Here is a 26638-nt window from a genome sequence, read left to right as displayed (position 1 = left end):
CAAAGGAGGAGAGAGGATGAAAGCAACAGAGCAACTGGCTGCCTGGATTCAGGAGAGTTCACGCATTGTTTTTTTCGGAGGAGCCGGAACTTCAACGGAAAGCGGGATTCCCGACTTTCGCTCGGCAGCAGGACTGTATCAGACGGAGCAGCACTCCCCTTATCCTCCGGAGGAACTGTTAAGCCGGCATTTTTTTGATCAGCACGCTGATATTTTCTATGACTTCTACCGTGGGAAAATGCTTCATCCCGATGCAGAGCCCAATGGCTGTCATTATTTACTTGCCAGACTGGAGCAGGAGGGGAAACTTCACGCTGTCATTACGCAAAACATCGATGGTCTGCATCAAAAGGCAGGCAGCAGTCACGTGCTGGAGCTTCACGGTTCGGTTCATCGCAATGCTTGCATGGATTGCAAGCAGTTCTATTCGCTGCATGACATTATGCAATCGAAAGAGGTTGTACCTCGTTGCTCGTCATGCGGAGGTGTGGTCAAGCCAGATGTAGTTTTGTACGAAGAAGAACTGGATCAGACAACGTTATATCATGCCATCGATGCCTTGTCTTCAGCAGATCTACTTCTGGTAGGAGGAACATCACTGACAGTCTATCCGGCGGCTCAATTGATTACCTATTTTCAGGGAAAACATACCGTTCTGCTCAACGCCACACCAACCGCTTATGATCATCGGGCTGACTTGTTGATTACAGAGCCCATTGGAGAGGTAATGAAGAGGGTAGAACAACTTTTGCGCTAAAAAATGGACTGAATTACTGCATCCTCCGGCTAAGGCTTGGATCAGGATGCGCGAACCTGTGGAAAGAAGGGATTCATGATGGTCTATGTAGCTGCTGATACACGCTATGAAACGATGAAATATAACCGCGTGGGACGTTCGGGCCTCAAGCTGCCAGCGATCTCACTTGGACTGTGGCATAATTTTGGTGGAATTAACAGTGTAGAGAATGGACGCAACATGATTACACGTGCGTTTGATCTCGGGATTACACATTTTGATTTGGCAAACAATTATGGGCCACCTGCAGGTTCAGCAGAGCAGATGTTTGGCCAAGTGCTGGCTCAGGATTTGAAATCTTACCGCGATGAATTGATTATCTCCACCAAAGCCGGATACAATATGTGGCCTGGGCCTTATGGTGAATGGGGTTCTCGCAAATACCTGATTTCCAGTCTGAATCAGAGTCTGACTCGAATGGGACTAGATTATGTGGATATTTTTTATTCACACCGTTATGATCCGGATACGCCGCTTGAAGAGACGATGATGGCACTCGATCATATTGTCCGTTCAGGCAAGGCACTCTATGTTGGCATTTCCAATTATCCTGCTGAGCAAACGAAACAGGCGGCCGAGATACTGAAAAGCCTGGGTACGCCGCTGCTGATTCATCAGCCAAGGTACTCCATGCTGGATCGCTGGATTGAGGATGGGCTTCAGGATGTGCTAGATGAGTATGGAGCAGGAAGTATTGCGTTCTGTCCATTGGAGCAAGGTGTGCTCACGAACAAATATTTGAATGGCATTCCAGAGGATTCACGCGCCAAAGGACCTTCTGTATTTCTGAATGAAAATAATATCTCTCCCGAGACACTGCGTAAGGTACGTGCTCTGAATCAGATTGCGGCATCCCGTGGTCAGAGTCTTGCCCAGTTTGCACTGGCATGGGTACTGCGGAATGGAAGAGTCACGTCTGCGCTAATTGGCGCAAGCCGTCCGTCTCAGATTGAAGAGAACGTGGCTGCGCTTAGTCAGCTGGAGTTTTCGACAGAGGAACTGGAACGGATTGAGTCGATTTTGCGACCGGAGTCTACGAACAAAAATAAGGATTAGAACCTGTCCCGTATGTGGGGAAGTGTTCAGAAATAAATCATACACAAAAGGTGCATCTTAGCCATAAAGGCAAGATGCACCTTTTTTATTTTGAACAGGTGATCCTAATTCAGTTATTCCGTTTTTGTTCATATTTACGATGTGATATGACGCTGTCTCTTCTATGTGAGGGAGAGATTTTACGTACCTTTTGAAGGTGCCGGACGCGCAAGCAGTTTGTCCCGGTAGAGACTTGGTGCCTCCCCGTGGAATCGTTTGAACTGTTTGGAAAAATATAAGGCGTCGGGCATACCCACAGATGCGGATACTTGCTCGATGGACAAATCCGGGCGTTCCCTCAGGAGTTGACGAGACTTGTCGATCCGCAGTTTCAACAAATAAGTCACAGGGGTGAGGCCCGTTTCCTGCTTGAAAATACGTGAGAGATACGCGCGGTTATACCCCAAGCTCTCGGACATTTGCTCGATAGACACAGGGTAAGCATACTGGGTGGACATATATTGAATCATCTGTTTGACCGTGCGCCGGATGGAGGATTCCCCCGAGGTTAATGTTTGCCCTTCGGAGAGGTGATTCTGAGCCTCGGCTAAAATCATATACAGTGTACCGAGTGATGTATAATGCGCGCTCTCTTTTCGCTCGGCAAAAGCATCCTGCATGACCGACAGCCAGTTGGATATGTTACCTGCTGTACCGGCATGGAAAACAGATTTCTCGGGCCTGAACCCGGCCTGTTCGACGTGCCGAGCAGCTTCACTGCCTGTGAAGGCAATCCAGCGGTATTGCCAAGGCTTGCGAGCATGGGACTGGTAGCTTACCAGTTGGCCTGGATGAATCAAAAAACAATCACCTGCGGCGAGATCGTAGGTGTGCTGTTCCGTACGGAATGTACCGGCTCCATTTTCTACATAATGCAAAAGATAATAATCATATAGCTTCGGTCCGAGTGCATGTCCTGGAAGGGTCTGGCTTGCACCGGCAAACAGGACATGCAATGCCCTTTGGTTGTGATAGACGGGATTCGAGGCAACGGAGTAACTAAGTGCTCCGCTTTTGCCTGTGGGTGTTTCCTGCTGTGAGGAGCGGAGGCTGGACGAATTGCTAACGTTATGGGATATTTCAGCCGAGTTAGCTTTGGATTCCTTCATATATGTTCCTTCTTTCCGTAATGTCGAGCTTCGGTCGTTAAACTCATTATAGGATTAAAGGTCACATTTATCCATATGAATCACACATGGTTTCATTTTAAGAGAGATCACTTCCTTGTATAATAACATTAAGAAAACCACAACAAAGAGGCGAGGTGCATCAGCTTTGAATGTAACTGATTTGCAACAAAAGTTTATTGAGAAGTACGGAGAAAGTGGAGCGGACATCCGTGTATTCCATGCCCCTGGGCGTGTGAATCTGATTGGTGAACATATCGACTACAATGGTGGTTATGTGCTCCCGGCCGCGCTTGAGTTTGGCACAACCTTGCTCATTCGTGAACGTACGGATAACGCATTACAGCTGGCTTCTACCAATATGGCTTACGAGGGGACTGTGGACAGAGCCTCCATTGGTCAGGAGAAAACGGGAGAGTGGACGGACTACCCGGTAGGCGTCATGGTACAGCTGCAAGGCAAAGGTGTGCAAGTGACGAGAGGGTATGATTTCCTCTATCACGGTGAGATACCAAATGGCGCAGGACTTTCCTCCTCAGCATCTCTGGAGGTTCTCACCGGGTATGCGATTCAATCCATGGAAGGGGTACCCGACATTGACACCGTGGAACTTGCGCTTTTGTCCCAGAAAGCAGAAAATGAGTTTGTTGGTGTCAACTGTGGCATAATGGATCAGTTTGCTGTAGCGAATGGGGCTAAGGAACATGCAATTCTCCTGATGTGTGATACGCTCGAGTATGAGAAGGTTCCTTTTCGCACAGGTGCTTACAAACTGATTATCGGTAACACAAATAAACGTCGTGGATTGGTCGATTCGGCTTACAATGAGCGGCGCTCCCAATGCGAGCAGGCACTTGCCATTTTGAAGGAACAGCTGCCTGCACTGAATTACCTGGCTCAATTGAAGCCAGAGCAATTTGACACATTACAGGATCAGATCAAGGATGAGAAAGTCAGACAGCGTGCCCAGCACGTTGTGGAAGAAAATGCGCGGGTGCTATCCTCAGTCGAGGCTTTGCGGAACAATGATCTGCATATGTTTGGACAGTTGATGAATGCTTCGCATGAATCGCTGCGTGACTTGTATGAAGTCAGCTGTAGCGAACTGGATGTTATGGTGGAAGAAGCTCAGCGGATTCCAGGAACACTGGGTGCACGTATGACTGGTGCTGGTTTTGGCGGATGTACGGTGTCTCTGGTGCATGAGAATGATGTGGAACGTTTTGTGAGTGAAGTGGGTGCAGCGTATGAAGCACGTACCGGTCTCAAAGGTGATTTCTATGTATGTGGTGTAGGCGAAGGTGTTAACGAACTCAAGGAGGCGAAGTAAAATGGCAATTTTGGTGACAGGTGGAGCAGGATATATTGGATCTCATACAGTGGCAGCATTGCTCGAACGTGGCGAGGAAGTCGTTGTACTGGATAACTTGCAGACAGGACATCGCGAGGCATTGCTGGGCGGTAAGTTGTATGAAGGCGATTTGCGTGACAAGGAAATCTTGACGAAACTGTTCGCGGAAAATTCAATTGATGCCGTCATTCACTTTGCGGCCAACTCGCTCGTCGGCGAGAGCATGAAAGAACCGGCTAAATACTACGATAATAACGTATTCGGCACACTTTGCCTGCTTGAAGCAATGAATGCAGCGAATGTACGTCGCATCGTCTTCTCATCTACAGCAGCAACTTACGGCGAACCTGAGAAGGTGCCGATCGAAGAGAGCGACCGTACGGAGCCTACGAATGTATATGGTGAAACCAAATTGATGATGGAGCGCATGATGTCCTGGTTCGACAAAGTGCAGGATATCAAATACGTTTCCCTGCGTTACTTCAATGCAGCCGGTGCACACGAAAGTGGCAAAATCGGTGAGGATCACCAGCCGGAAAGTCACTTGATTCCGCTTGTATTGCAGACGGCATTGAAACAACGTTCACATATCGCTGTATTCGGAGATGACTATGCAACAGAGGATGGCACATGTATCCGTGACTACATCCATGTTAGCGATCTGGCTGATGCGCATCTACGTGCTGTGGATTACTTGCGCAAAGGGGAGAACAGCAACGTGTTCAACCTGGGTAACGGCACTGGATTCTCGGTGAAACAAGTGATCGAAACCGCTAAAAAAGTGACAGGTTTGGATATTCCGGTTGTTCAGGAACCACGTCGTGCGGGTGACCCGGCTGTTCTGGTAGCGTCGTCTGCGAAAGCAAGATCCGTTCTGGGCTGGAACCCGAAATGGACAAATCTCGAAGATGTCATTCAAAGCGCATGGAACTGGCATCAATCACGCCCTGAAGGCTACGGAAAAAACTAGGAGGCGAACATCTTATGTCACAGACTCAACCTGGAGCAGAGGCCACAGAGCGTACACCCGAGCAGCAGGAAGCACTGCATGCCATTGAGCGTCTGGTCGCATTTGCCTTACAGAAAAAACTGATCGAGGAAGCGGACTATGATTACAGCCGCAACCTGTTAATGGAACAGTTCGGATTCTCAGAGCCATATGCTGGTGAACTGGATGCTACAATACCTGATAGTCCACAGAGCATGCTGGACACGTTAATTGATTATGGATATACCATTGGACTCATTCCTGAAAATAGCGACACGTTCCGTGACCTGCTGGATGCGAAAATTATGGGTCATCTGATGGCGCGCCCATCAGAAGTTGTGCGTGCTTTCCGCGATAAGGAGCAGGCGGAAGGCATCGAGGCGGCAACATCGCAATTTTATGACTTGTCCATTAACTCGAACTACATCCGAATGGATCGCGTATCCAAGAACGTCTATTGGACACAGGATACCGCTTATGGCGAGATGGAGATTACGATCAACCTTTCGAAGCCGGAGAAAAGTCCAAAGGAAATCGCTATGGCGAAGTTGCTTCCACCTCCGGTATATCCAAAATGTCAGCTGTGCCGTGAAAATGTAGGTTATGCTGGTCGGGTGAATCACCCGGCTCGCCAGAATCTGCGTGTCATTCCGCTGCAGCTTAATAACGAGCCGTGGTTGTTCCAATACTCACCGTACGTGTACTACAATGAGCACTGCATTATTTTCCATCATGATCATGTGCCGATGAAACTGACGAAGGATACCTTGCGCAGACTGCTTGCCTTTGTTCAGGAATATCCGCATTACTTTATCGGGTCTAACGCCGATCTTCCAATCGTGGGAGGTTCCATTCTGACCCATGACCACTTCCAGGGCGGACGTCATACGTTTGCCATTCAAAACGCACAGCCAGAGGCGGTCTTCCGTCATGCAGATGCACCAGGGCTGACACTTAGCCTTGTCAAATGGCCGATGTCCGTGATGCGCTTGCATTCCCATGATCCTGCGGAATTGCTAGAAGCGGGTAACGCGGTCTACGAAGCGTGGAAGGTGTACAGTGACTCCGCAGTAGAGATCGAAGCGTTTAGTGAGATCGATGGGGAAAAGGTACCTCACAATACGGTAACTCCGATTGTTCGCCGTAGTGCGGATGGCGGCTTTGAGATGGATCTCGTGTTACGTAACAACCGTACAAATGACGAGCACCCGGAAGGCATTTTCCACCCACACCGCGAGATGCATCATCTGAAAAAAGAAAACATCGGGCTGATCGAAGTTATGGGACTGGCTATTTTGCCAGGACGTCTTAAAGAAGAACTAGACGGTATTGCCGACATCTTGGCGGGAAATACAGAGCTTGCTGAAGCTGCCCAGGCGGCAGATCATGAACTGAACAAACATGTACCGTGGACAGAAGAGTTAAAGCAGGGGCATGGCTCCAGCTTGACGAAGGAAGAAGCGGTTACACTTGTACAACAGCAGGTAGGTTTGAAATTCTCCGAAATTCTGGAGCATGCAGGTGTGTACAAACATGATGAAGCTGGACGTCAAGCATTCCGTCGCTTCGTAAGTAGTATGGGATATACCGAGTAGCAGGACCATTTGGCATCCGTTCAATTGCGAACGGGTGCTTTTTGACATGGATTGAGGTGTATAATGGAGTAAGGAAATGAAAGAAGAACAGAGTATAACGAAGACGAAGAACAATCCAATACATAAGAAAAAGGGGACAATTCATATGGAAAAGCAGCCGCTTAATCTTCCATTTATCTCAGATGCCAACGAACTTAAAAGCATGGTTGGAGAATCCAGCGAACGTGTGCGTAACAAAGTAATCCCGTTTGTGGATTCGCATGTTCAGAATTTTATCACGAAGTCACCCATGTTCTTCTTGTCCACTTCGGATCAGGATGGAAAATGTGATGTATCACCGCGCGGGGATGACCCTGGCTTTGTTCGTGTATTGGATTCTTATAGACTGGTGTACCCCGAACGCCCAGGAAATCGCCGAATCGATTCGTTGTTGAACATTCTGTCAGATCCAGGTGTAGGAATGTTGTTTGTGATTCCGGGTTTGAATGAAGTGCTGCGTATCAATGGAACAGCTCGGATTACAAAGGATGAAGAATTCATCGCAAGCATGAACTGGGATGGTAAAACCATTGGAGCAGCCGTCATTGTCGAAGTCGAGGAATGTTTCATTCATTGTCCGCGGGCCTTTAATCAGGCAGGATTATGGGACGTTGCAACATGGGCGAAATCCGAAGAGTTGCCATCCGTGAATGAACTTCTTCAAGCACATCTGAAGATCAACGGATTGAACTAAAGTGAGCGGCTATCGATTTGTTTTTCTATAAAAGGGGTACTATAATTGAGGTTGCACTAAAAATTAAACTCCATTGGAGGCGATTATAGATCATGAGATCTTTTCAATTTTATAACCCAACTCGTCTAATCTTCGGTAAAGGCCAGCTCGAAGCGCTGAAAACCGAAGTGCCGAAATACGGCAAACGGGTTCTGCTTGTATATGGCGGTGGAAGCATTAAACGTAGCGGACTGTATGATCAGGTGCTTGGTTTGCTCAAGGAAATCGGAACAGAAGTAACGGAGCTCGCAGGTGTAGAGCCGAATCCGCGTCTGTCCACTGTACATAAAGGCGTGGACTTGTGTAAAACACATGGTATTGAGCTCATTCTGGCTGTGGGTGGCGGTAGTGTGCTTGATTGTGCCAAAGCGATTGCTGTTGGGGCGAAATACGATGGAGATATGTGGGACTTTGCACAGCGTAAAGCTGTTGCACAAGATGCGCTTCCACTCGGCACAGTGCTTACCATGGCGGCTACCGGTTCAGAGATGAACTCCGGTTCGGTAATTACAAACCAGGAAACACAAGAGAAGCTCGGATGGGGCAGTGCGCATTCTTTCCCTGCATTCTCCATTCTTGATCCCGTGAACACATACACGGTACCGAAGGACCAAACGGTATACGGTATGGTGGACATGATGTCTCACGTATTGGAGCATTATTTCCATCTGGATCCGAACACACCTGTTCAACTCGGCTTCTGCGAGACGATTCTGCGAACAGTAATGGAAGCAGCTCCTCGTTTAGTGGATGACCTGGAGAACTACGAACTTCGTGAGACGATTCTGTATTGCGGAACAATGGCGCTGAATGGAGTGCTGAACATGGGACTCGCAGGAGACTGGGCAACGCACAATATCGAACATGCTGTATCAGCGGTTTATGATATTCCGCATGGCGGCGGACTTGCAATCCTGTTCCCGCACTGGATGAGACATAACCTGGATGTGAAGGTGGATCGTTTCAAACGTCTTGCAATCAATGTGTTTGATGTGAACCCTGAAGGTAAATCTGACAGACAGATTGCCGAGGAGGGCATTGATGCACTCAGCAAGTTCTGGACATCCATTGGTGCACCAAACCGTCTGGCTGACTATGATATTGATGACAGTCAGATTGAGGTTATGGCGGATAAAGCGATGCTGTTCGGGCCGTTCGGTAACTTTAAAAAGCTGCAACGTGAAGATGTGGTATCCATCTACAAAGCTTCGCTGTAAGTGAATTAAGAAGCTTGATGTGTAAGCTTAATACCTATTGCACTACTAATATAAACGCAAGTCTCCTGCTGGAGGCTTGCGTTTTTTAGTGTCTGGATTACTGTGAATCACTTCTGTGATTCCACACCGTGAATTGGCATGGAAGAGAGAAATGGAGCATTCCTGAATATTATGATGCTAATACCCATTAGCGTCTTCTCAATACAACTCAGGAAAGATTTTGAAACATTTTGCCTGGATGTACGTATTTATTTACATGTGGAATGCACAGTTGGGAGAAATTGCAGCGGAGAGGAGGAAGAGGGGATGGAAGCAATCTATTGGGGGTGTCTCATCGGAGGTGCCGTTTTTGCCATTGTGAGTCTGGTGCTAGGTGACTTGATTGACGGTTTGCTGGATGGTGCTTTCGAAATGCCCGGTGTTGATTTTTTTAAACCTGTTGTACTGGCGGGATCCATCACTGCTTTTGGTGGAGCAGGCATACTACTGACGCGGTACAGCTCTCTTAGTGTGATGTCGAATCTGATCTTATCCCTGCTGATCGGTATTGCTGCAGCCATGCTGGTATTCTTCGCATATATCAAGCCGATGCGTAACAGTGACGTTTCAATTGGTTTCTCCATGAAGGAGTTTGCGGGCAAAATTGGTGAAATCACGATTCCGGTACCAGCAAACGGATTTGGTGAAGTCATGATTCGTTTTGCATCTGGCAACACCATTCAGACAGCGTCCAGCTTCGAACAGCTTCCCATTTCGGTGGGGGCACGAGTGGTTGTCATCGATGTGGTGGACGGAGTATTGCGTGTATCCGAGTGGGAAGAAGATGTACTTAAGGATGTCTAGGTCAGTGAAGTTTTCTAATATTGCAGGGAACTGACGATAGCAAAAAATGATTTTAATACTTACGAGATAAGGGGAGAGATGTGAATGATTGAAAATATGGATTGGGATGTATTGTTAATTCCTGTCGTGGTTGTTGGTGTGATTTTGATTTTGGGTTTAGCTTTCTGGGCGAGATACAAAACGGTAGGCCCCGACGAAGCGATGATTGTAACCGGTTCATTCCTGGGCAGCAAAAATATTTCAGAAGATGAGTCAGGACGTAAAATCAAAATCGTGCGCGGCGGCGGGGCGTTCATCCTGCCTGTGTTCCAGCAGTCTGAATTTATTTCGTTACTGTCACACAAGCTCGATGTCTCCACGCCTGAAGTCTACACAGAACAGGGTGTTCCTGTTATTGCTGACGGGGTGGCGATCATCAAGGTCGGAAGCGCTGTAGAGGACGTTGCAACGGCTGCTGAGCAATTTATCGGTAAACCGGTTGACGCGCTGAGGGGCGAAGCACAGGAAGTGCTGGAGGGGCATTTACGGGCCATTCTCGGTACGATGACGGTGGAAGAGGTATACCGGAACAGAGATCGTTTTGCTCAAGAGGTTCAAGGTGTGGCAGCACGGGATCTGAAAAAGATGGGTCTGCAGATCGTTTCCTTTACCATTAAGGATGTTCGCGATAAACAAGGATATTTGGATGCGCTCGGTAAACCAAGAATCGCAGCCGTGAAACGGGATGCTGAAATTGCCGAAGCAGAAGCAATGCGGGATGCACGGATTCAGAAGGCAAATGCCGAAGAGCAAGGACAAAAAGCAGAGTTGCTTCGTGATACCAATATTGCCGAGGCAGCCAAAGAGAAAGAATTGAAAGTAGCAGCCTTTAAACGTGATCAGGATACAGCCAAGGCGGAAGCCGATCAGGCGTATCATATCCATGAAGCGCGTGCAAGACAAACGGTTGTTGAAGAGCAGATGAAAGTTGAACTCGTACGTAAAGAGCGTGAGATCGACCTGCAAGAAAAAGAGATTACGGTTCGTGAGAAACAATATGACGCAGAAGTGAAGAAAAAAGCGGAAGCGGATCGTTATGCCGTTGAGCAGGCTGCGGAAGCCGATAAAGCAAAACGGATGCGTGAAGCCGATGCGGTTCAATACTCCATTGAAACCCAAGCTAAGGCAACAGCCGAGCAAAAACGGCTTGAAGGTCAGGCTATTGCGGATGCAGAGCGTGCAAAAGGTACAGCTGATGCAGAAGTTATTCGTCTGCGTGGTCTTGCCGAAGCGGAAGCCAAAGAAAAATTGGCAGAGGCATTCCAGAAGTTTGGCGAAGCTGCGGTACTCGATATCATTGTCAAAATGTTGCCTGAATTGGCTGGTAAAATCGCTGAGCCAATCTCCTCGATTGATAAGTTGACGGTCGTAGATACAGGTAAAGGCGAGGGTGCTGCACGTGTCAGCAACTACGTTACGGAACTGATGGCTACTGCACCTGAAATGTTGAAAAGCGTATCAGGTATCGACGTGGAGCAGCTGATCAAAGGGTTGACCAAACCGAAAACAGCTACACCAGTGGCCGTGCCTTCGAGTGAAGCTGTAAAACAGACATCACCTATTATCGAGAGCATTGTGGAGCGTAACGATAGTAAAGAGTAAGAAATGGTAGCTTAATTACATGGCTGGTCTATTGACCTTATGGCGAATTTTTGTTACTTTTTAAGCGAGACGTCCGGCGCGGTTTGCCCGCTCCGGATGTTTTTTTGATTTGGTTTGAAGATGTGTCAGGCACATCCAAGATGGTGTGAAAAAAAGAGGTGCAAAAATGAGCAGCCTGCATGTAGCTAAAGCGCTAAATAATAATGTAATTATTGCACAGCATCCTGAGCATGGCGAGGTTGTTGTCATCGGCAAGGGGATCGGTTTTAATCGGAAGCCGAGTGATGGCATCCCACTAACCGCTGTGGAGAAGATGTTTATTTTAAAGAACCAGCAGGAACAGGAGCAGTACAAACAGCTTCTTCCGCAGGTAGATGAAGCTTTGATCGAGATTATTAATGAAGTCATCACGTATATCGCCGAGCGTACAGACGTTCAGCTTAATGAACATATTCATATTGCCTTAACAGATCATATTTCATTTGCGCTAAAACGCAAAGAACAGGGGATTGTCATTCAAAACCCGTTTTTATATGAAACAAGGGAGATTTACCCGGACGAGTACCGGATGGGTGAATATGCCGTTCGTCTAATTAAGGAAAAAATGGGTGTAGACCTGGGTCAGGATGAGATTGGTTTTGTGGCACTGCATATCTACAGCGCGATGACAAACCAGAATATATCACAGGTACGAGAGCATTCTCAATTAATTACGGATTTGGTAAACCTGGTTGCAGACCAGCTCGACTATTCCTTCGAAACGCAGTCTTTGGATTATTCCCGTCTGTTAACTCACCTTCGGTTCGCCCTGGAACGTGTACGCCGTGGAGATAAGGTGGAGGAACTGCATAAGCTGGATTCTTTGCTCAAATTGGAGTACCCCGAAATGTACTCGCTTGCATGGAAGCTCACTAAGGTGATGGAGAAACGACTAAAATTGCCTGTGTATCCGGCAGAAGTTGGGTATCTAACGATACATCTGCAACGACTGAATCAACGGAAAGAAGAAGAGAATAAGTGAAATTATGTCGGAAATTTTAACAAAATCACGTTTTTTTCTGTAAAGGCTTGCAATGCGTTTGAAGTGGTGCTACAATGGTGACCGTAATCAAGCAACTGAATAAACATAAGCGACGTGTTACTGACTCGATCAGGCATGAGTTAATTAGAGTGTGATTGTTCTACCTTATTAAGGGTATGCTATACCCCAAGGTAGGCGCAGTTCACTTTTATTAGTTCATGCCTTTTTTGTGTTCCCTTGCTTGCATCACGACATACAGACTTAGACGAAAGGAAGAATACGACGCGATGTTTAAAAAGCTTTTTGGTGTATTGCAAAGAGTAGGTAAAGCTCTTATGTTGCCTGTAGCGATCTTGCCAGCCGCAGGTTTGCTGCTCGGAATCGGTAACATGCTGGTGAATCCGGATTTCCTGCAATATGCGACTGCGCTCGATACCCCTTGGGTAAACTCGATTGCAACTATAATGATGAACGCAGGTCAGATCGTATTTGATAATCTGGCATTGCTGTTTGCTGTCGGGGTAGCTGTTGGACTCGCTGGCGGTGAAGGTGTAGCAGGACTTGCAGCCATCATCGGTTACCTGGTCATGAATGTGACTTTGGGTTCCGCAGTAGGCGTTACGCCTGCTATGATCGGCAAAGTACCTGGTTACGCAAGTATCCTGGGTATTCCAACACTAAGCACAGGGGTGTTTGGAGGTATCATCATTGGTATCGCCGCAGCACTGTGTTACAATCGGTTCTTCAAAATCGAACTACCGTCTTACCTAGGATTCTTCGCAGGTAAACGTTTTGTTCCTATTGTCACTTCAGTCGTTTCCCTGCTGTTAGGGTTGCTGCTTGTGGTCATCTGGCCACCAATCCAGAACGGATTAAATGCCATTTCTCACTTCATGGTAGATACCAGCCCGACCTTGTCGGCCTTTATCTTCGGTGTTGTGGAACGGTCACTGATTCCGTTTGGTCTGCATCACATTTTCTACTCCCCATTCTGGTTTGAGTTCGGTGAATATGTGAACAAAGCGGGTGAAGTGATCCGCGGGGATCAGAAGATTTTCTTCAGTCAACTGCGTGATGGCGTTGCATTGACTGCAGGAACGTTCCAAGTAGGTAAATTCCCGTTCATGATGTTCGGTTTGCCAGCGGCAGCACTTGCGATGTACCATGAAGCAAGACCTGAGCATAAAAAATATGTTGCAGGCATCATGGGTTCAGCTGCACTGACATCATTCCTGACAGGGATCACAGAACCACTTGAGTTCTCGTTCCTGTTCGTAGCACCGATTTTGTTTGCGGTACACTGTATCTTTGCGGGTCTGTCTTTCATGACGATGCAATTGCTTGATGTCAAAATTGGGATGACCTTCTCAGGCGGTTTCATTGACTTCCTGATCTTCGGTATCATTCCAAACCGTACGCCATGGTGGGACGTTATCATTGTCGGTTTGATCCTTGCTGTGATCTACTACTTCGGATTCCGATTGATCATTCGCAAGTTCAATCTCAAAACACCTGGACGTGAAGAGGTATCTGCGGAAACTGCATCCGGCGGTTCTTCAGGCTCCACGGACGATCTGCCTCATAATATCCTCGAAGCCTTCGGCGGAAAGGAAAACATTAAACATCTGGATGCATGTATTACTCGTTTGCGGATCGAAGTCAATGAGAAATCCAATGTACAAAAAGATCGTTTGAAACAATTGGGTGCATCTGGTGTGCTTGAAGTGGGTAATAATGTTCAAGCCATCTTCGGAACACGTTCCGATACGATCAAGTCCCAAATGCAAGATATCATTGCAGGACGTACACCTGCGCCAACTCCAGCTGCTGATGTTAAACCGACTCCTGAAGAGGAGAAGGCACAGGGCGAACAAGGTGAGCGCATTGTATCAGAGGATATCGTGATGCCAGTCAATGGTGAGCTGATGGATATTACCAACGTACCTGATCCGGTCTTTGCTGAAAAAATGACAGGTGACGGGTTTGCCATTTTGCCACATGACGGAACGATTACATCTCCTGTGTATGGTAAAGTATTTAATGTATTTCCAAGCAAACACGCAGTAGGCATTATGTCCGACGGTGGCAAGGAAGTGCTTGTTCACATAGGTGTTAATACGGTGAAACTGAAAGGTCAAGGTTTCAACGTACTGGTTCAGGAAGGTGATCTGGTATCCGCAGGACAACCGATTATGGAAGTGGATCTGGAGTATGTCAAAGCGAACGCTCCTTCGATCATTTCTCCGGTGATATTCACCAACCTGCCAGAAGGCTCTACCGTCACTTTGAAGAAGAGTGGCGTGCTCAAAGTTGGCGATCAGCCGATCATTGAGATAAAATAAGAACTGTTCCAACGATGGCAAGCAAGTGTAAATATATGCAATGCCTAAACTAAACTACCGAAAGCGAGATGATTGTAATGCAACAAACATTCAGAATTACAGACGAAGATGGTATCCACGCACGTCCGGCAACTGCCCTGGTTAATACAGCAAACAAATTCAAAGGTGCTGAATCCTTCGCAGAAGCAAACGGCAAAAAAGTAACATTGAAATCCATTCTGGGCGTTCTTTCCCTTGGTCTGGAGCAAGGTGACACTATCAGCATCATCGTTGAAGGTGAAGGCGAAGCTGAAGCACTTCAAGCTTTGACAGATGTTATGGTTAACGAAGGGTTGGGCGAAATTAATGCTTAATGTTTCCGGGATCGCGGCTTCGGCGGGTATTGCTATCGCCAAGGCGTTTATCTTGGAGCATCCTGACTACTCTGTAGAAAAACGCCAGATTAACGACGTTGACGCAGAGATCGCTAAACTTGACTCGGCGCTGGGTAAATCCCGCGCTGAGCTTGAGGCGATCAAAGAGCGTACTTTACAAGAGCTCGGCGAGAAAAAAGCAGAGATTTTTGCATCGCATTTGCTCATCCTGGATGACCCGGAACTGATTGATCCGGTGAAAGCGAAGATCGCTGATGACATGATCAATGCAGAATTTGCACTGAATGAGACAGCTTCCCAGTTCATCTCGATGTTCGAAAACATGAAGAGTGCATACCTGCAAGAACGTGCAGCGGATATGCGTGACGTTACGAAGCGTGTGCTAAATCACTTGCTTGGTATCGACTTCATGAGCCCGGCTGAAATCAGTGAAGAAGTGATTGTGCTTGCAGAGGATTTAACACCTTCTGATACAGCTCAATTGAACCGCCAGTATGTTAAAGGTTTTGCAACCAACATTGGTGGACGTACTTCTCACTCGGCGATCATGGCTCGTTCCCTTGAGATTCCGGCTGTGGTTGGAACGAAAGACATCCTAGCTCAAGCGAAACAAGGAGACTTGATCATTGTTGACGGTCTGGACGGTCAAGTTCTGGTTAACCCGACAGATGACGTCGTTGCTGAATACCGTGCCAAACAGGAACAGTATGATGCACAGCGTGCGGAGTGGAGAAAACTGCGTGACGAACCAACGGTTACGGTGGACAACGTTCATGTGGAACTGGCTGCAAATATCGGTACGCCGAACGATGTAACTGGTGTATTGGAAAACGGCGGCGAGGCGGTAGGCTTGTATCGTACCGAGTTCTTGTACATGGGAAGAGACAAGCTTCCTTCCGAAGACATTCAGTACAATGCTTACAAAGCTGTACTTGAAAAAATGGAAGGCAAACCTGTCGTAGTTCGTACACTCGACATCGGCGGAGACAAAGAGCTTCCTTATCTGGATCTGCCAAAAGAAATGAATCCATTCCTCGGCTTCCGCGCAGTTCGTCTGTGTCTGGACCGTCTGGATATCTTCCGTACTCAATTGCGTGCATTACTGCGTGCAAGTGTACACGGAAACCTGCGTGTCATGTTCCCTATGATTGCAACACTGGGTGAATTCCGTGAAGCCAAAGCTGTCCTGCTCGAAGAGAAGGAAAAGCTGGTTGCTGAAGGGATCGCTGTTTCTGATAGCATTCAACTCGGGATCATGGTCGAAATTCCATCAACAGCTGTAATGGCGGATCAATTCGCCAAAGAAGTGGACTTCTTCAGTATCGGTACCAACGATCTGATTCAGTACACGATGGCTGCTGACCGGATGAATGAGCGTGTATCTTATCTTTACCAACCATACAACCCGGCTATTTTGCGTTTGGTCAAAATGGTTATCGATGCAGCGCATCGTGAAGGTAAATGGGCTGGCATGTGTGGTGAGATGGCAGGAGACGAAACAGCAATTCCATTGCTGCTTGGTCTTGGACTGGATGAGTTCAGCATGAGCGCAACTTCCATTCTGCCAGCACGTAGCCAGATCACCAAATTGTCCCGTGCAGATATGCAGGAACTGGCTGCCAAAGCTTTGGAAATGCAAACCGCTGAACAAGTGGTTGAACTGGTTCAAAGCATTCAAGCGTAATTTTGCCGGAGTTTCCTCCGGATTTGAGGTTTTCTTTTTCCGAATAAAGGGCTGCCTTAGTGTAGCAATATTGCCGGTGTCCACGATTCAGTGGGGGCCGGCTTTTTTTGTTGACGTGCGAAACGACGGCTGGTGTTACAAATGTTATAGAAAGATAAAGAAAATCCCCTTGTGAGAATGAGAGAATGCCTCATCATACATAAGGGGATTACATAGATAGCTTACGCTTATCATCGGATTATTCTTAAGAACAAGGAGATCCAGAAATCCTGGGATCACAGACCTTGTAAGAAAGGGTTATCATCGAAGCAGAATGCGTAAAAAATAATTTAACTTATTTAGCTGCAAGCACAGTTTAATACAGGTTTACGTGCTGCGGTCGTTTCATCGAGACGAGTTACCGGCGTGCCGTACGGAGCATTGAGCACCAATTCCGGTGTTTCTTCTGCTTCTTTGGCAATACGGATCATTGTATCGATAAATCCGTCCAGCGTCTCTTTGCTCTCGGTTTCCGTTGGCTCAATCATAATGCACTCCTCGACATTAAGCGGGAAGTAGATGGTTGGCGGGTGATACCCAAAGTCCAGCAGGCGTTTGGTTACATCCAGTGTACGCACACCGTACTGTTTCAGGCGGCGGCCTGACATAACAAATTCATGTTTGCACACGCCGGGATAAGGAATCTCGTAATGGGGGGCCAAGCGAGCCATCATATAATTGGCGTTCAGCACAGCGCATTCGGATACGCGACGCAGACCCTCTGGCCCATAGGTGCGAATGTAAGCATAAGCACGAACCAGGATGCCGAAGTTGCCATAATAGGCTTTGACCCGGCCGATCGATTGATTTCCTTCGTAATCCAGAGCGTACATGCCTTGATCATTCTGAACAACCATCGGTTTAGGTAGGAAGGGAATCAGGCGGCTCTTTACACCGACAGGTCCGGCACCAGGGCCACCCCCACCGTGAGGTGTGCTCATCGTTTTATGCAAGTTCAGATGCACCACATCAAAGCCCATATCGCCAGGACGTGTAATGCCCATGATGGCATTGGAGTTGGCTCCGTCATAATACAACAATCCGCCAGCTTCGTGCACGATGGACGCAATCTCTTGAATATCCTTTTCAAACAAACCGAGCGTGTTTGGATTGGTTAGCATGAGTGCTGCGGTATCTGAACCGACTGCAGCACGCAGTGCATCCAGATCGACCAGACCGTCGGCGCGAGACGGAATTGTGACCGTTTCGAATCCCGCTACGGTTGCGCTGGCAGGGTTTGTGCCATGTGAGGAATCCGGAACGATGACCTTGGTACGCAGTTCACCACGGCTTTCGTGATAAGCTCGAATCATCATAAGCCCGGTCCATTCCCCGTGTGCTCCGGCAGCAGGTTGCAGAGTTACGGCATCCATACCTGTCAGACCAGCAAGATCATTTTGTAAAGTATGGAGCAGTTCGAGAGCACCTTGAAGACTGGATTCATGCTGATACGGATGGATTTTGGCAAAACCATTGTAACGTGCTACATCTTCATTAATCTTCGGATTGTATTTCATCGTACAGGAACCAAGTGGATAAAAGCCGTTATCTACCCCGAAGTTGCGGCGGGACAATGCCGTATAATGACGAATAACATCAACCTCGAATACTTCCGGCAACGCGGCCGCTTCCGAGCGCAGCATTTCCCGGGGAATCAACGTGTCAGCATCCTGACGGGGAACATCACATTCCGGCAATGAATAGGCCACGCGACCAGGACTGCTCAATTCGAAAATCAGAGTTTGTTCGGGAGCAACGGACGGTGCGACTTGCGGACTGGTTGAGGTTCCTTGGGCTTCTGAGTCCATTCCAGTCGGCTGATTGACTGACTGAGGTAGGTTAGATGTATCCGGTGAAGTACCCGCAATGTTTGCTTTTGTAGTCGTTTCCTGAGTCACAGCGATCCCTCCAATACACGTGCGAATTCATCGATCTCTTCTTTGCTGCGTCGTTCGGTGACCGCAATGAGCAGATGTCCTGCCAGTTCCGAATATTCACGTCCGAGTTCATAACCGCCGATGAAGCCTGCATCCAGCAGTTTCAGCTGAAGAGCATCCACATCGGTTCCTTCAGGGAGCTGGATGACGAATTCGTTAAACGTAGGGGCAGTAAAAGTGAGGCTCACCCCTGGAATAGCGGCTAACGTATTTCGTGCATAGTAACTCTTCTGCAAATTCAGATCAGCAACATCGATCATGCCTTGTCTTCCCAGGGTAGACATATAGACAGAAGCACTAAGTGCTAACAAAGCCTGATTAGAACAGATGTTGGACGTCGCTTTTTCGCGACGAATATGCTGTTCACGGGCTTGCAGCGTCAGCACGAAACCACGTTTGCCGTTGCGATCGGTTGTCTGGCCGACGATTCGACCAGGAATCCGGCGCATGTGAGCCTGGGACACGGCGAAGTATCCGCAAGTGGGTCCGCCGAGCGATGCGGCGATTCCGAGGGGCTGCGCATCGCCTACAACGATGTCGGCCCCCAGCTTGCCTGGGGCTTCCAGCAAACCGAGCGACAGCGGGTTGGCGCTCACCACGAGCAGTCCTTTGTGCGTGTGCACAAGGTCGGCGGCATGCTTTACATTTTCCACGGCACCAAAAAAGTTCGGGCTTTGAATCATAACCGCTGCGGTATCGTCTGAAATGGCTGCTTGCAGGGCATCCCAGTCTGTAACCCCATCTTTGTAACCAATCTCTACAATCTCAAGACTGAGGCCATGTGCGTACGCCTGCAACACCTGACGGGCTTCCGGGTGAACGGTGCGAGATACGATAAGCTGTTTGCGACGGGTAGCTGCGGCGGCAAGATTGCCTGCTTCCGCAAAGGCCGTTGCACCATCATACATACTCGCATTGGCTACTGCCATACCTGTCAACTCGCAAATATACGATTGAAATTCAAAGATAGCCTGCAATTCTCCTTGGCTGATCTCCGGCTGATAAGGGGTGTAGGCTGTATAGAACTCCGAACGGGAAATGACATGGTTGATGACCGAAGGGATGTGGTGGTCATAGATGCCTGCGCCGAGGAAGCTGGCATGTGTCTCAAAGTTAGCATTGGAGCCAGCCTGTTTCGACATGTGGCGAGTTAAGGCATATTCATCCAGTTTGGAGGAGACAGGCAACTCGCCCTGATAACGAATCTCCTGCGGGATATCTTTGAATAAATCTTCAAGCGTATCCACGCCGATCGTGGCCAGCATTGCGCTCTGGTCTTGTTCTGTCATGGGAATGTAGCGGTGCTTGCTCATGCTTGCTCAGCTCCTTGAGTAGGTGTCTTTGACGTACGTGTCCGTTTATGAAAAGGGGTCTTGACGACCTCGGCTTTCAGCTTTTTGCCACGGATCTCAATCTCCAGCGGAGTGCCTATTGCAGCATACTTGCTGTCAATTAGGGCGAGGCCCAGATTACGCTTCAAGGTTGGGGACTGTGTTCCGGTTGTCACTTCACCGATCTGAACGCCGTCCGCATAGATCGGGTAATGTGGCCGCGGTATGCCACGCTCCAGCACTTCGATGCCAATCAGCTTGCGGGCAGGACCGTCATTTTTTTGTTGCAACAAAGCTTCATGTCCGATAAAAGGTCCGGCATTTAATTTCACGAACATGCCAAGCCCTGCCTCCAGTGGAGAGATGGTGGGTGACAGCTCCTGACCGTACAAAGGCAACTTCGCTTCGAATCGCAGTGTATCACGCGCACCAAGTCCTGCTGGAACGAGGCCTACATCAGCACCGGCTTCCATCAGTCCGTTCCATACGAGGGCCGCCTGATCTGCTGCAACATACAATTCAAAACCATCTTCACCTGTATATCCAGTGCGCGACAGTAGCAACTTTACTCCGCATACCTCGGCATGCTGCACGAAGCGGAACGGTTCAATGGTGCTTGCGTCCACCTCTGAACCTGTGACCTTCGAGAGAATATCGACCGCCAAAGGGCCTTGTATCGCCAGCAACGCCGTTTGCTCGGAATCATTGGTCATGTTCACCCCAGGTATAATGTGCTCCTGCAACCATGCCCAGTCTTTGTCGATATTGGAGGCATTGACGACCAGCATGTAGTGTTGCTCCGCGAGTTTATAGATGAGCAGGTCATCCACCACACCGCCATCGGGGTAACACATCAGCGTGTATTGTGCCTGACCTGGTACAATTGTGGTCACATCGTTAGTCATCATGTGCTGTAAAAAGGCCTCCGCTTGTTCACCCGATACGGTGAATTCGCCCATATGGGATACATCGAACAGTCCGGCGCGCTCACGCACCGCTTCATGTTCCTTTTGAATACCACTAAACTGCACGGGGAGCTCCCAGCCGCCAAAATCAATGCAACGTACGCCTTCATATTGCGCATATAGGGGGAAGAGTGGTGTTCTTAACAAATCAGACATCCAATCACCTCGTTATGGCCTTTAGCGGGCCGAGTATAGAAACACGTTTTAAGAGCCGAGTCTTAATGCTTGGTTCGTTGTAATAAACAAAATATAAAAGCGATGAGATACTAAGTAAAGCTACATCCAAATTATCCAATTAGTTAATTCAAGTTCAATTCCGTCATAAAACAAGTACAGTCATAAGTAAGTTGATCAGTCATTTATAACAGACACGCTTTAGGTAGACGATTCGGTATCCTGCATTTCATTTTTTGGGAAAAAGGAAAAGGACAGGCCAAAGAACCGGCATGCCAAGTAGCACGCTGTATTCTTAGGCTCTGTCCCTTGTACCTGAGAGTTACCCCGCCGTTTATGTAGACAGGTTTCCCCTTGGGTGATCATAACGTCCGAACTGGACGATTAGATGCTCTCCAGAGTTGCGTCCTGTAAAAGTCCTTTTGCCTGAGAGATTCACCCCCGCTTGTCGGTGGTTTACTCCTTCGGCGCCGCCTCATGCACATCCCCAAACCGGGTGTACAGGCAATCTCTCCCTTTACATTCATCCGCGGTTCATACGTAGTCCAATTAACTTCAGTTTCTCTTCTCATTAAAACGTGAATACACTCCTGATGTCAAGAACAATATCATTAAAATAGTGTAAAATACGAATATTTTGTATTGTGAACGTATTAATGTTCGTGTATTTTAAAAGAGTACGCTTACTATTCTAATATTCACCATTATATGCAGAAAGAGTAGCGTAAGGTTACACATGTCGGGGTGTCGAAATTCATATAAATTGTGAGCTAACTTGACATTTGAATCTGAAATGTCATACGCTATTGTCTGGGAAAAAGGTGAAGGTCAAAGAACGCATGCACTCATTAATGAAAAGCGAGGCGGATATCGATGAGCGAATTGAGAAATGATTTCCTGTACAGTGAAGAGCACGAATGGGTGCAAACCGTAGGGGAGGATACCGTACGTATTGGCATTACCGAGTTCGCACAGCATCAGCTGGGTGACATTGTGTTTGTAGAATTGCCTGATCTTGAAGCAAGTGTAAAAGCAGAAGAGAGCATCGGTACGATTGAATCGGTCAAAACGGTGTCGGATCTGTTCTCACCCGTCAGCGGTACCATTATTGCAGTCAATGAAGCTTTGCAGGACTCGCCAGAACTGGTGAACAGCTCTCCTTATGAAGATGGCTGGATGATTGAAATCCGTGTCGATGGAGATATAACAGCTGCTTTAGCTACATTGTTGAATGCGGACGCATATCGTAAACATACGGAGGAGTAAACCAGGCTGATCACCGATTTTTTTGTACTTATGGACATATATATAATCACATATAAATAGATCATTTTATCTCCAAACCTGCGTGAGCTGTGAGCTTATGCAGGTTTTTTTGGTGTGTTTTTGGTGCATTTTGGAGAGTGCTCAAGCAGGAGTGACGTAGATTTCATGAATAAAAACAGTTCGAACCGACCAAGCTATTTTATTGCTTTGCATACTGTATATGAACAAAATCATACCCGGAATAATCCTTGTATATCAAGGGTTTGAGCATATATTCTTATTAAAAAACGATTACATAATCTAATGTTGTCATCATTATTCATGACGAGACTACGCTTTCATTTGATTGAACAGGAAAGGTTTCTCGCTTAGGATTACAGCAAGGGAAGAATGATACCCCTTTCATATTGATAATGACTTGATCCAAGGAGGATAAACCAATGAGTAATTTGGACCAAATGTCCAATTCTAAGGGTGGAATACGTGTAGGTGTACAACGTTTCGGACGGTTCTTGAGCGGCATGGTTATGCCGAATATGGGCGCATTTATTGCTTGGGGACTCATCACCGCGATGTTTATTAAAACAGGATGGTTCCCGAATGCGACGCTAGAACAACTCGTAGGTCCGATGATTAATTATTTGCTGCCACTCTTGATCGGTTACACCGGAGGTACGATGGTCCACGGTCAGCGTGGTGGTGTCGTTGGTGCGATTATGACCATCGGTGTGATTGTAGGTAGTGACATTCCAATGTTCCTCGGTGCAATGATTGCGGGACCGCTCGGAGCATGGGTCATCAAGAAGTTCGACAAATCCATTGAGGGTAAGATTAGAGCCGGGTTTGAGATGCTGGTCAACAACTTCTCGGCAGGAATCATCGGTGGAATTTTGGGCATTATCTCATTGCTCGGGATCGGGCCGGCAGTTGAAGCGATCAGCAAAGTATTATCTGCGGGTGTACAGGGTCTAATGAACCTCGGCTTATTGCCACTCGTCAATCTGATTATTGAACCCGGTAAAGTATTGTTCCTGAACAATGCCATTAACCACGGGATCTTAACACCAATTGCAACAGATCAGGCAAGAGAGCTGGGCCAATCCGTTCTTTACATGCTTGAGTCTAACCCGGGGCCGGGACTAGGTATTTTGCTTGCTTACTGTTTCTTCGGTCGTGGAATGGCGAAATCTTCTGCACCTGGTGCAGTGGTCATTCATTTCTTCGGCGGAATTCACGAAATTTACTTCCCGTACATTCTGATGAGACCGATTCTGATTCTGGCAGCTATTGCCGGCGGTGTCGCTGGTACGTTAACGTTCATGCTGACTGGAGCAGGACTGGTGTCCGCGCCGTCACCGGGTAGTATCATCGCATACTTCCTGTTGACACCAAAAGGTGGATACATCCCAATGCTCGCAGGGGTTATCGTCGCTGCAGTTGTTTCTTTCCTGATTGCCTCTCTGTTACTCAAAACGGGTAAACAGAAGGAAGAAGATCTGGAAGCGGCCTCCAGCCGAATGAAAGACATGAAGAGCCAAGGCAATACAGCAAATGCAGCCATTACGGCGGATAACGGTGAAGCAGACAGAGCAGCGGATATCGCAACATCGGCAGCTTCCAAGGCAAAAACAGATGTGAAAAAGATTGTTTTCTCCTGTGATGCGGGTATGGGTTCAAGTGCCATGGGTGCTTCGATTTTGCGCAAAAAAATGAAAGCTGAAGGAATTGACGTTGCCGTAACCAACACGGCGATCAGTGAAATTCCGCAAGATGCAGACGTTGTCATTACGCAAAAAACACTAACCGATCGTGCACGTACAGTGGCACCGAACGCAGAGCATATATCCATTGACAACTTCCTAAAAAGCCCGGAATACGATGCGCTTGTTGAACGTTTGAAATAAGCGGAGAGCAGACTGCGAACCAGCTTCAAACGAGGGCAGCCGTTTTCCCAGAGCCGGAGGCTGAGATATGAGTATTACTAAAAGACAACGTGAAATTGTGGAATTCCTGCTGGAACACCCCCATGAAGTCACGGCCGGCGAAATCGCCGTTGAAGTAAAAGTGAGTACCCGTACCGTGCATCGTGAGTTGCTGATGATTGAACAGTGGCTTGAACCGCTCGGTATGCGACTCGAAAAAAAGTCGGGAACCGGAATACGTATCGATTCCGGTTCAGATGACCTCAGCGCATTACGCCAGAAGCTGGAAGGTAATGAATATGTAGAGTTTACGCCGGAAGAGCGTAAGCTCTTCATGCTTTGCATCTTGCTGGATGAAGCCGAACCGGTCAAACTGCTCGCACTCGCCTCTGATCTGAAAGTGACGGTCTCGACGGTTACCACGGACTTGGATGATCTGGAGTCACGTATCCGGCAGGCAGGGTTGAAGCTTGTTCGAAGGCGAGGATATGGTGTCAAAATTACCGGAAGTGAAGCGATCCATCGCAGAGCCATTGCAGCGCTCGCTTTGGAAGTGCTGGATGAGTCGGATCTCTTTGGTAGGCAACCTGAACAAGGAGGCTCCATTGTTAATCAAAAATTGCTCAGAATGATCGGTCATAGCGATGTGCTTACCATTGAGAATGCATTATGGCAGCCGGATATCGAATGGCTCGAAAAAATTCCTGAACGGCAGTATATGAAACTGCTAATTCAGTTATCGGTAGCGGTTGTTCGCATTCGCAAAGGTTTTAATATGGGACGTTGTTCGTCAGGAATCAATACGACTGCAACTGAAGGTATATCAGCGGAGCAGCAGGAACAGCGAGTTCCTGTATTCATGGCTTCGCGTCTGTGCGGCGTTCTATACTCACAGCTTGGAGTCACCTTCTCGGAAGAAGAGAGGGCGTATTTTCATCAATTGCTTTCGGAGACAGAGCAGCAGATTCATTCTTCTCGTCTACTTCCGATTGATGATCTGATTCTCATGGACAGAGTGCATTCACTAACGGATCAGATGCAGGAAAGAACAGGTTATGCCTTTCATGAAGATCGTTTGCTTCGCGAAGGGTTAATTACACATATGGTACCTGTTATGGAACGGCTTGAAGGACATCAGCTAATCCGTAATCCGTTATTACAGCAGATTCGCAAGGATTATGACATCCTTTTTGAACAAGTTAAAAAGTCCGTGTTACAGGCATGGCCGGGAGCAGCAGTTCCAGATGAAGAGATCGGTTTTCTCGTGATGCATTTTGGTGCTTCTATTGAACGGCTACGAGCGTTAAAGCAGGAAATTCGGGCGATTGTTGTATGTAACAGTGGCATTGGTTCCTCGCGCATGCTGTCCAGCAGGTTGTCCAAGGAATTTCCGGAAATCCAGATTATAGACAGTGTCTCCTGGTACGAAGCGGCCCGAATGCCAGCCGAGGAATATGATCTGGTGTTATCCACCGTCGATTTGCCAATGGAGGAAGATCAGTATTACAAGGTCAGTCCACTGCTTACAGCAGAGGAAAGTGAAAGTCTGCGGCATTTTATCAAAACAACAACGTTACAGCGGCAACATCGTAAACCCCGTGACAAGGGGAATGAGAACACGAATCATAACAACGCCGACCCGGATGGAATGGAAGCAACCTTGCTCGAAATTGTGCGCATTATCGGTAAGTTTCAGGTACATGCCATGGACAACGCTCATCTTGATTTTGCCCAAAGTGTGCTTGGGATGTGTAAAGTGGCACATCGAACAGGTGTATTGAAAAACCCGGAAGAGGTTGCCAAACTGCTGGAGGTTCGTGAGTCGATGGGAAGTCAGAAGATTCCCGGAACTCAGTTGGCTCTTTTCCATACACGGAGCGAAAGCATCTATAAGCCCTCCATTAGTCTTTTTCAACTTGAGAAACCTTTGCTTCCGACAGCGGAAGACCCGGAAGGTGTCAGCTATGTGCTGCTGATGCTTGGGCCAAAAGAGTTGTCCAAGGAAAGTCTGGAGGTTCTCAGTGAGATTAGTGCGCTGTTGCTGCAAGAAGAGATGATTGCACTGCTAAGTAAGGGGAATCGGGATGAGATTATTCATTACCTGTCCCGTGAGCTGGTTGGATTTTATCGCAGTAAAAATGAAATTGGAGGTCTATAA

General features: G+C 47.7%; 20 protein-coding genes and 2 riboswitches. Of the genes, 16 read left to right on the top strand and 4 right to left on the bottom strand.

Features of this window, described 5'->3' with window-relative positions:
- Positions 1-16: 16 nt before the first annotated feature.
- Both AC1VYS_RS21980 and mgrA read left to right on the top strand, forming a co-directional pair.
- Complete coding sequence (locus tag AC1VYS_RS21980; protein ID WP_482911476.1) at positions 17-757, top strand: NAD-dependent protein deacylase; 741 nt, start codon at positions 17-19, stop codon at positions 755-757.
- Between the two features lie 78 nt (positions 758-835).
- On the top strand, positions 836-1852 hold the full coding sequence (gene mgrA / locus AC1VYS_RS21975) for an L-glyceraldehyde 3-phosphate reductase (RefSeq protein ID WP_482915091.1): 1017 nt from the start codon (positions 836-838) through the stop codon (positions 1850-1852).
- Between the two features lie 179 nt (positions 1853-2031).
- On the opposite strand, the gene AC1VYS_RS21970 is transcribed toward mgrA, so the two are convergent.
- A complete protein-coding gene (locus AC1VYS_RS21970; protein ID WP_482911475.1) occupies positions 2032-3000 on the bottom strand; it encodes an AraC family transcriptional regulator in 969 nt (322 codons plus the stop codon).
- Positions 3001-3166: 166 nt separating this feature from the next.
- Between AC1VYS_RS21970 and AC1VYS_RS21965 the strand changes: the two genes are divergently transcribed.
- From AC1VYS_RS21965 to ptsP, 11 genes are all read left to right on the top strand, one after another.
- The gene (locus AC1VYS_RS21965) at positions 3167-4348 is read left to right on the top strand and encodes a galactokinase (protein WP_482911474.1); all 1182 of its coding nucleotides are present in this window, start codon (positions 3167-3169) and stop codon (positions 4346-4348) included.
- 1 nt (position 4349) lies between these two features.
- On the top strand, positions 4350-5339 hold the full coding sequence (galE, locus tag AC1VYS_RS21960; RefSeq protein ID WP_123066337.1) for a UDP-glucose 4-epimerase GalE: 990 nt from the start codon (positions 4350-4352) through the stop codon (positions 5337-5339).
- 14 nt (positions 5340-5353) lie between these two features.
- On the top strand, positions 5354-6952 hold the full coding sequence (locus AC1VYS_RS21955) for a UDP-glucose--hexose-1-phosphate uridylyltransferase (protein WP_482911473.1): 1599 nt from the start codon (positions 5354-5356) through the stop codon (positions 6950-6952).
- A 145-nt stretch (positions 6953-7097) separates the two neighbouring features.
- Positions 7098-7685, top strand: coding sequence for an MSMEG_1061 family FMN-dependent PPOX-type flavoprotein (locus AC1VYS_RS21950; protein ID WP_482911472.1), 588 nt, complete (start codon positions 7098-7100; stop codon positions 7683-7685).
- A 92-nt stretch (positions 7686-7777) separates the two neighbouring features.
- Positions 7778-8941, top strand: coding sequence for an iron-containing alcohol dehydrogenase (locus AC1VYS_RS21945; RefSeq protein ID WP_482911471.1), 1164 nt, complete (start codon positions 7778-7780; stop codon positions 8939-8941).
- Positions 8942-9247: 306 nt separating this feature from the next.
- Positions 9248-9784, top strand: a complete 537-nt coding sequence (locus AC1VYS_RS21940; protein WP_482911470.1) for an NfeD family membrane protein — start codon at positions 9248-9250, stop codon at positions 9782-9784.
- Between the two features lie 84 nt (positions 9785-9868).
- Positions 9869-11425, top strand: coding sequence for a flotillin family protein (locus tag AC1VYS_RS21935; RefSeq protein WP_482911469.1), 1557 nt, complete (start codon positions 9869-9871; stop codon positions 11423-11425).
- A 166-nt stretch (positions 11426-11591) separates the two neighbouring features.
- The gene (glcT, locus tag AC1VYS_RS21930) at positions 11592-12446 is read left to right on the top strand and encodes a glucose PTS transporter transcription antiterminator GlcT (protein ID WP_482911468.1); all 855 of its coding nucleotides are present in this window, start codon (positions 11592-11594) and stop codon (positions 12444-12446) included.
- A 287-nt stretch (positions 12447-12733) separates the two neighbouring features.
- Positions 12734-14788 carry a glucose-specific PTS transporter subunit IIBC gene (ptsG, locus tag AC1VYS_RS21925; RefSeq protein ID WP_482911467.1) on the top strand — a complete coding sequence of 685 codons (2055 nt, stop codon included), beginning with the start codon at positions 12734-12736 and terminating at the stop codon, positions 14786-14788.
- Positions 14789-14865: 77 nt separating this feature from the next.
- Complete coding sequence (locus AC1VYS_RS21920; RefSeq protein WP_036617010.1) at positions 14866-15141, top strand: HPr family phosphocarrier protein; 276 nt, start codon at positions 14866-14868, stop codon at positions 15139-15141.
- Positions 15134-16846: a phosphoenolpyruvate--protein phosphotransferase gene (gene ptsP / locus AC1VYS_RS21915; RefSeq protein WP_090915483.1), complete on the top strand. Its 1713-nt coding sequence runs from the start codon at positions 15134-15136 to the stop codon at positions 16844-16846. The genes AC1VYS_RS21920 and ptsP overlap by 8 nt, the downstream gene beginning before the upstream one ends.
- A 338-nt stretch (positions 16847-17184) precedes the next feature.
- Here ptsP and gcvPB read toward each other — a convergent pair whose 3' ends face one another.
- The 3 genes from gcvPB to gcvT form a co-directional block, all read right to left on the bottom strand.
- Positions 17185-18693 (bottom strand): aminomethyl-transferring glycine dehydrogenase subunit GcvPB, encoded by a 1509-nt coding sequence (gcvPB, locus tag AC1VYS_RS21910; protein ID WP_482915090.1) that lies wholly within the window; start codon positions 18691-18693, stop codon positions 17185-17187.
- 86 nt (positions 18694-18779) lie between these two features.
- Complete coding sequence (gcvPA, locus tag AC1VYS_RS21905) at positions 18780-20135, bottom strand: aminomethyl-transferring glycine dehydrogenase subunit GcvPA (RefSeq protein ID WP_482911466.1); 1356 nt, start codon at positions 20133-20135, stop codon at positions 18780-18782.
- Positions 20132-21274: a glycine cleavage system aminomethyltransferase GcvT gene (gcvT, locus tag AC1VYS_RS21900; protein WP_482911465.1), complete on the bottom strand. Its 1143-nt coding sequence runs from the start codon at positions 21272-21274 to the stop codon at positions 20132-20134. The genes gcvPA and gcvT overlap by 4 nt, the downstream gene beginning before the upstream one ends.
- 318 nt (positions 21275-21592) lie before the next feature.
- Positions 21593-21693, bottom strand: a riboswitch (glycine riboswitch).
- Between the two features lie 3 nt (positions 21694-21696).
- Positions 21697-21819, bottom strand: a riboswitch (glycine riboswitch).
- 346 nt (positions 21820-22165) lie between these two features.
- Between gcvT and gcvH the strand changes: the two genes are divergently transcribed.
- The 3 genes from gcvH to AC1VYS_RS21885 all read left to right on the top strand — a co-directional run bounded on the left by gcvH (position 22166) and on the right by AC1VYS_RS21885 (position 26638).
- On the top strand, positions 22166-22558 hold the full coding sequence (gene gcvH / locus AC1VYS_RS21895; RefSeq protein ID WP_482911464.1) for a glycine cleavage system protein GcvH: 393 nt from the start codon (positions 22166-22168) through the stop codon (positions 22556-22558).
- Positions 22559-22998: 440 nt separating this feature from the next.
- Entirely contained in the window at positions 22999-24462 is a 1464-nt protein-coding gene (locus tag AC1VYS_RS21890; protein WP_482911463.1) for a PTS mannitol transporter subunit IIBC, read from the top strand.
- Positions 24463-24529: 67 nt separating this feature from the next.
- On the top strand, positions 24530-26638 hold the full coding sequence (locus AC1VYS_RS21885) for a BglG family transcription antiterminator (RefSeq protein WP_482911462.1): 2109 nt from the start codon (positions 24530-24532) through the stop codon (positions 26636-26638).

This window comes from Paenibacillus sp. G34 (assembly GCF_056856875.1).
Note: the sequence above shows the minus strand (reverse complement) of the source record. Positions and strands in the feature narration are given on the sequence as shown.

Bases quoted from the DNA above. Each gene is read 5' to 3' on its own strand.
- AC1VYS_RS21980 (WP_482911476.1), top strand. From the start codon at position 17: ATGAAAGCAACAGAGCAACTGGCTGCCTGGATTCAGGAGAGTTCACGC.
- mgrA (WP_482915091.1), top strand. From the start codon at position 836: ATGGTCTATGTAGCTGCTGATACACGCTATGAAACGATGAAATATAAC.
- AC1VYS_RS21970 (WP_482911475.1), bottom strand. From the start codon at position 3,000: ATGAAGGAATCCAAAGCTAACTCGGCTGAAATATCCCATAACGTTAGC.
- galE (WP_123066337.1), top strand. From the start codon at position 4,350: ATGGCAATTTTGGTGACAGGTGGAGCAGGATATATTGGATCTCATACA.
- AC1VYS_RS21955 (WP_482911473.1), top strand. From the start codon at position 5,354: ATGTCACAGACTCAACCTGGAGCAGAGGCCACAGAGCGTACACCCGAG.
- AC1VYS_RS21950 (WP_482911472.1), top strand. From the start codon at position 7,098: ATGGAAAAGCAGCCGCTTAATCTTCCATTTATCTCAGATGCCAACGAA.
- AC1VYS_RS21945 (WP_482911471.1), top strand. From the start codon at position 7,778: ATGAGATCTTTTCAATTTTATAACCCAACTCGTCTAATCTTCGGTAAA.
- AC1VYS_RS21940 (WP_482911470.1), top strand. From the start codon at position 9,248: ATGGAAGCAATCTATTGGGGGTGTCTCATCGGAGGTGCCGTTTTTGCC.
- AC1VYS_RS21935 (WP_482911469.1), top strand. From the start codon at position 9,869: ATGATTGAAAATATGGATTGGGATGTATTGTTAATTCCTGTCGTGGTT.
- glcT (WP_482911468.1), top strand. From the start codon at position 11,592: ATGAGCAGCCTGCATGTAGCTAAAGCGCTAAATAATAATGTAATTATT.
- ptsG (WP_482911467.1), top strand. From the start codon at position 12,734: ATGTTTAAAAAGCTTTTTGGTGTATTGCAAAGAGTAGGTAAAGCTCTT.
- AC1VYS_RS21920 (WP_036617010.1), top strand. From the start codon at position 14,866: ATGCAACAAACATTCAGAATTACAGACGAAGATGGTATCCACGCACGT.
- ptsP (WP_090915483.1), top strand. From the start codon at position 15,134: ATGCTTAATGTTTCCGGGATCGCGGCTTCGGCGGGTATTGCTATCGCC.
- gcvPB (WP_482915090.1), bottom strand. From the start codon at position 18,693: ATGGACTCAGAAGCCCAAGGAACCTCAACCAGTCCGCAAGTCGCACCG.
- gcvPA (WP_482911466.1), bottom strand. From the start codon at position 20,135: ATGAGCAAGCACCGCTACATTCCCATGACAGAACAAGACCAGAGCGCA.
- gcvT (WP_482911465.1), bottom strand. From the start codon at position 21,274: ATGTCTGATTTGTTAAGAACACCACTCTTCCCCCTATATGCGCAATAT.
- gcvH (WP_482911464.1), top strand. From the start codon at position 22,166: ATGAGCGAATTGAGAAATGATTTCCTGTACAGTGAAGAGCACGAATGG.
- AC1VYS_RS21890 (WP_482911463.1), top strand. From the start codon at position 22,999: ATGAGTAATTTGGACCAAATGTCCAATTCTAAGGGTGGAATACGTGTA.
- AC1VYS_RS21885 (WP_482911462.1), top strand. From the start codon at position 24,530: ATGAGTATTACTAAAAGACAACGTGAAATTGTGGAATTCCTGCTGGAA.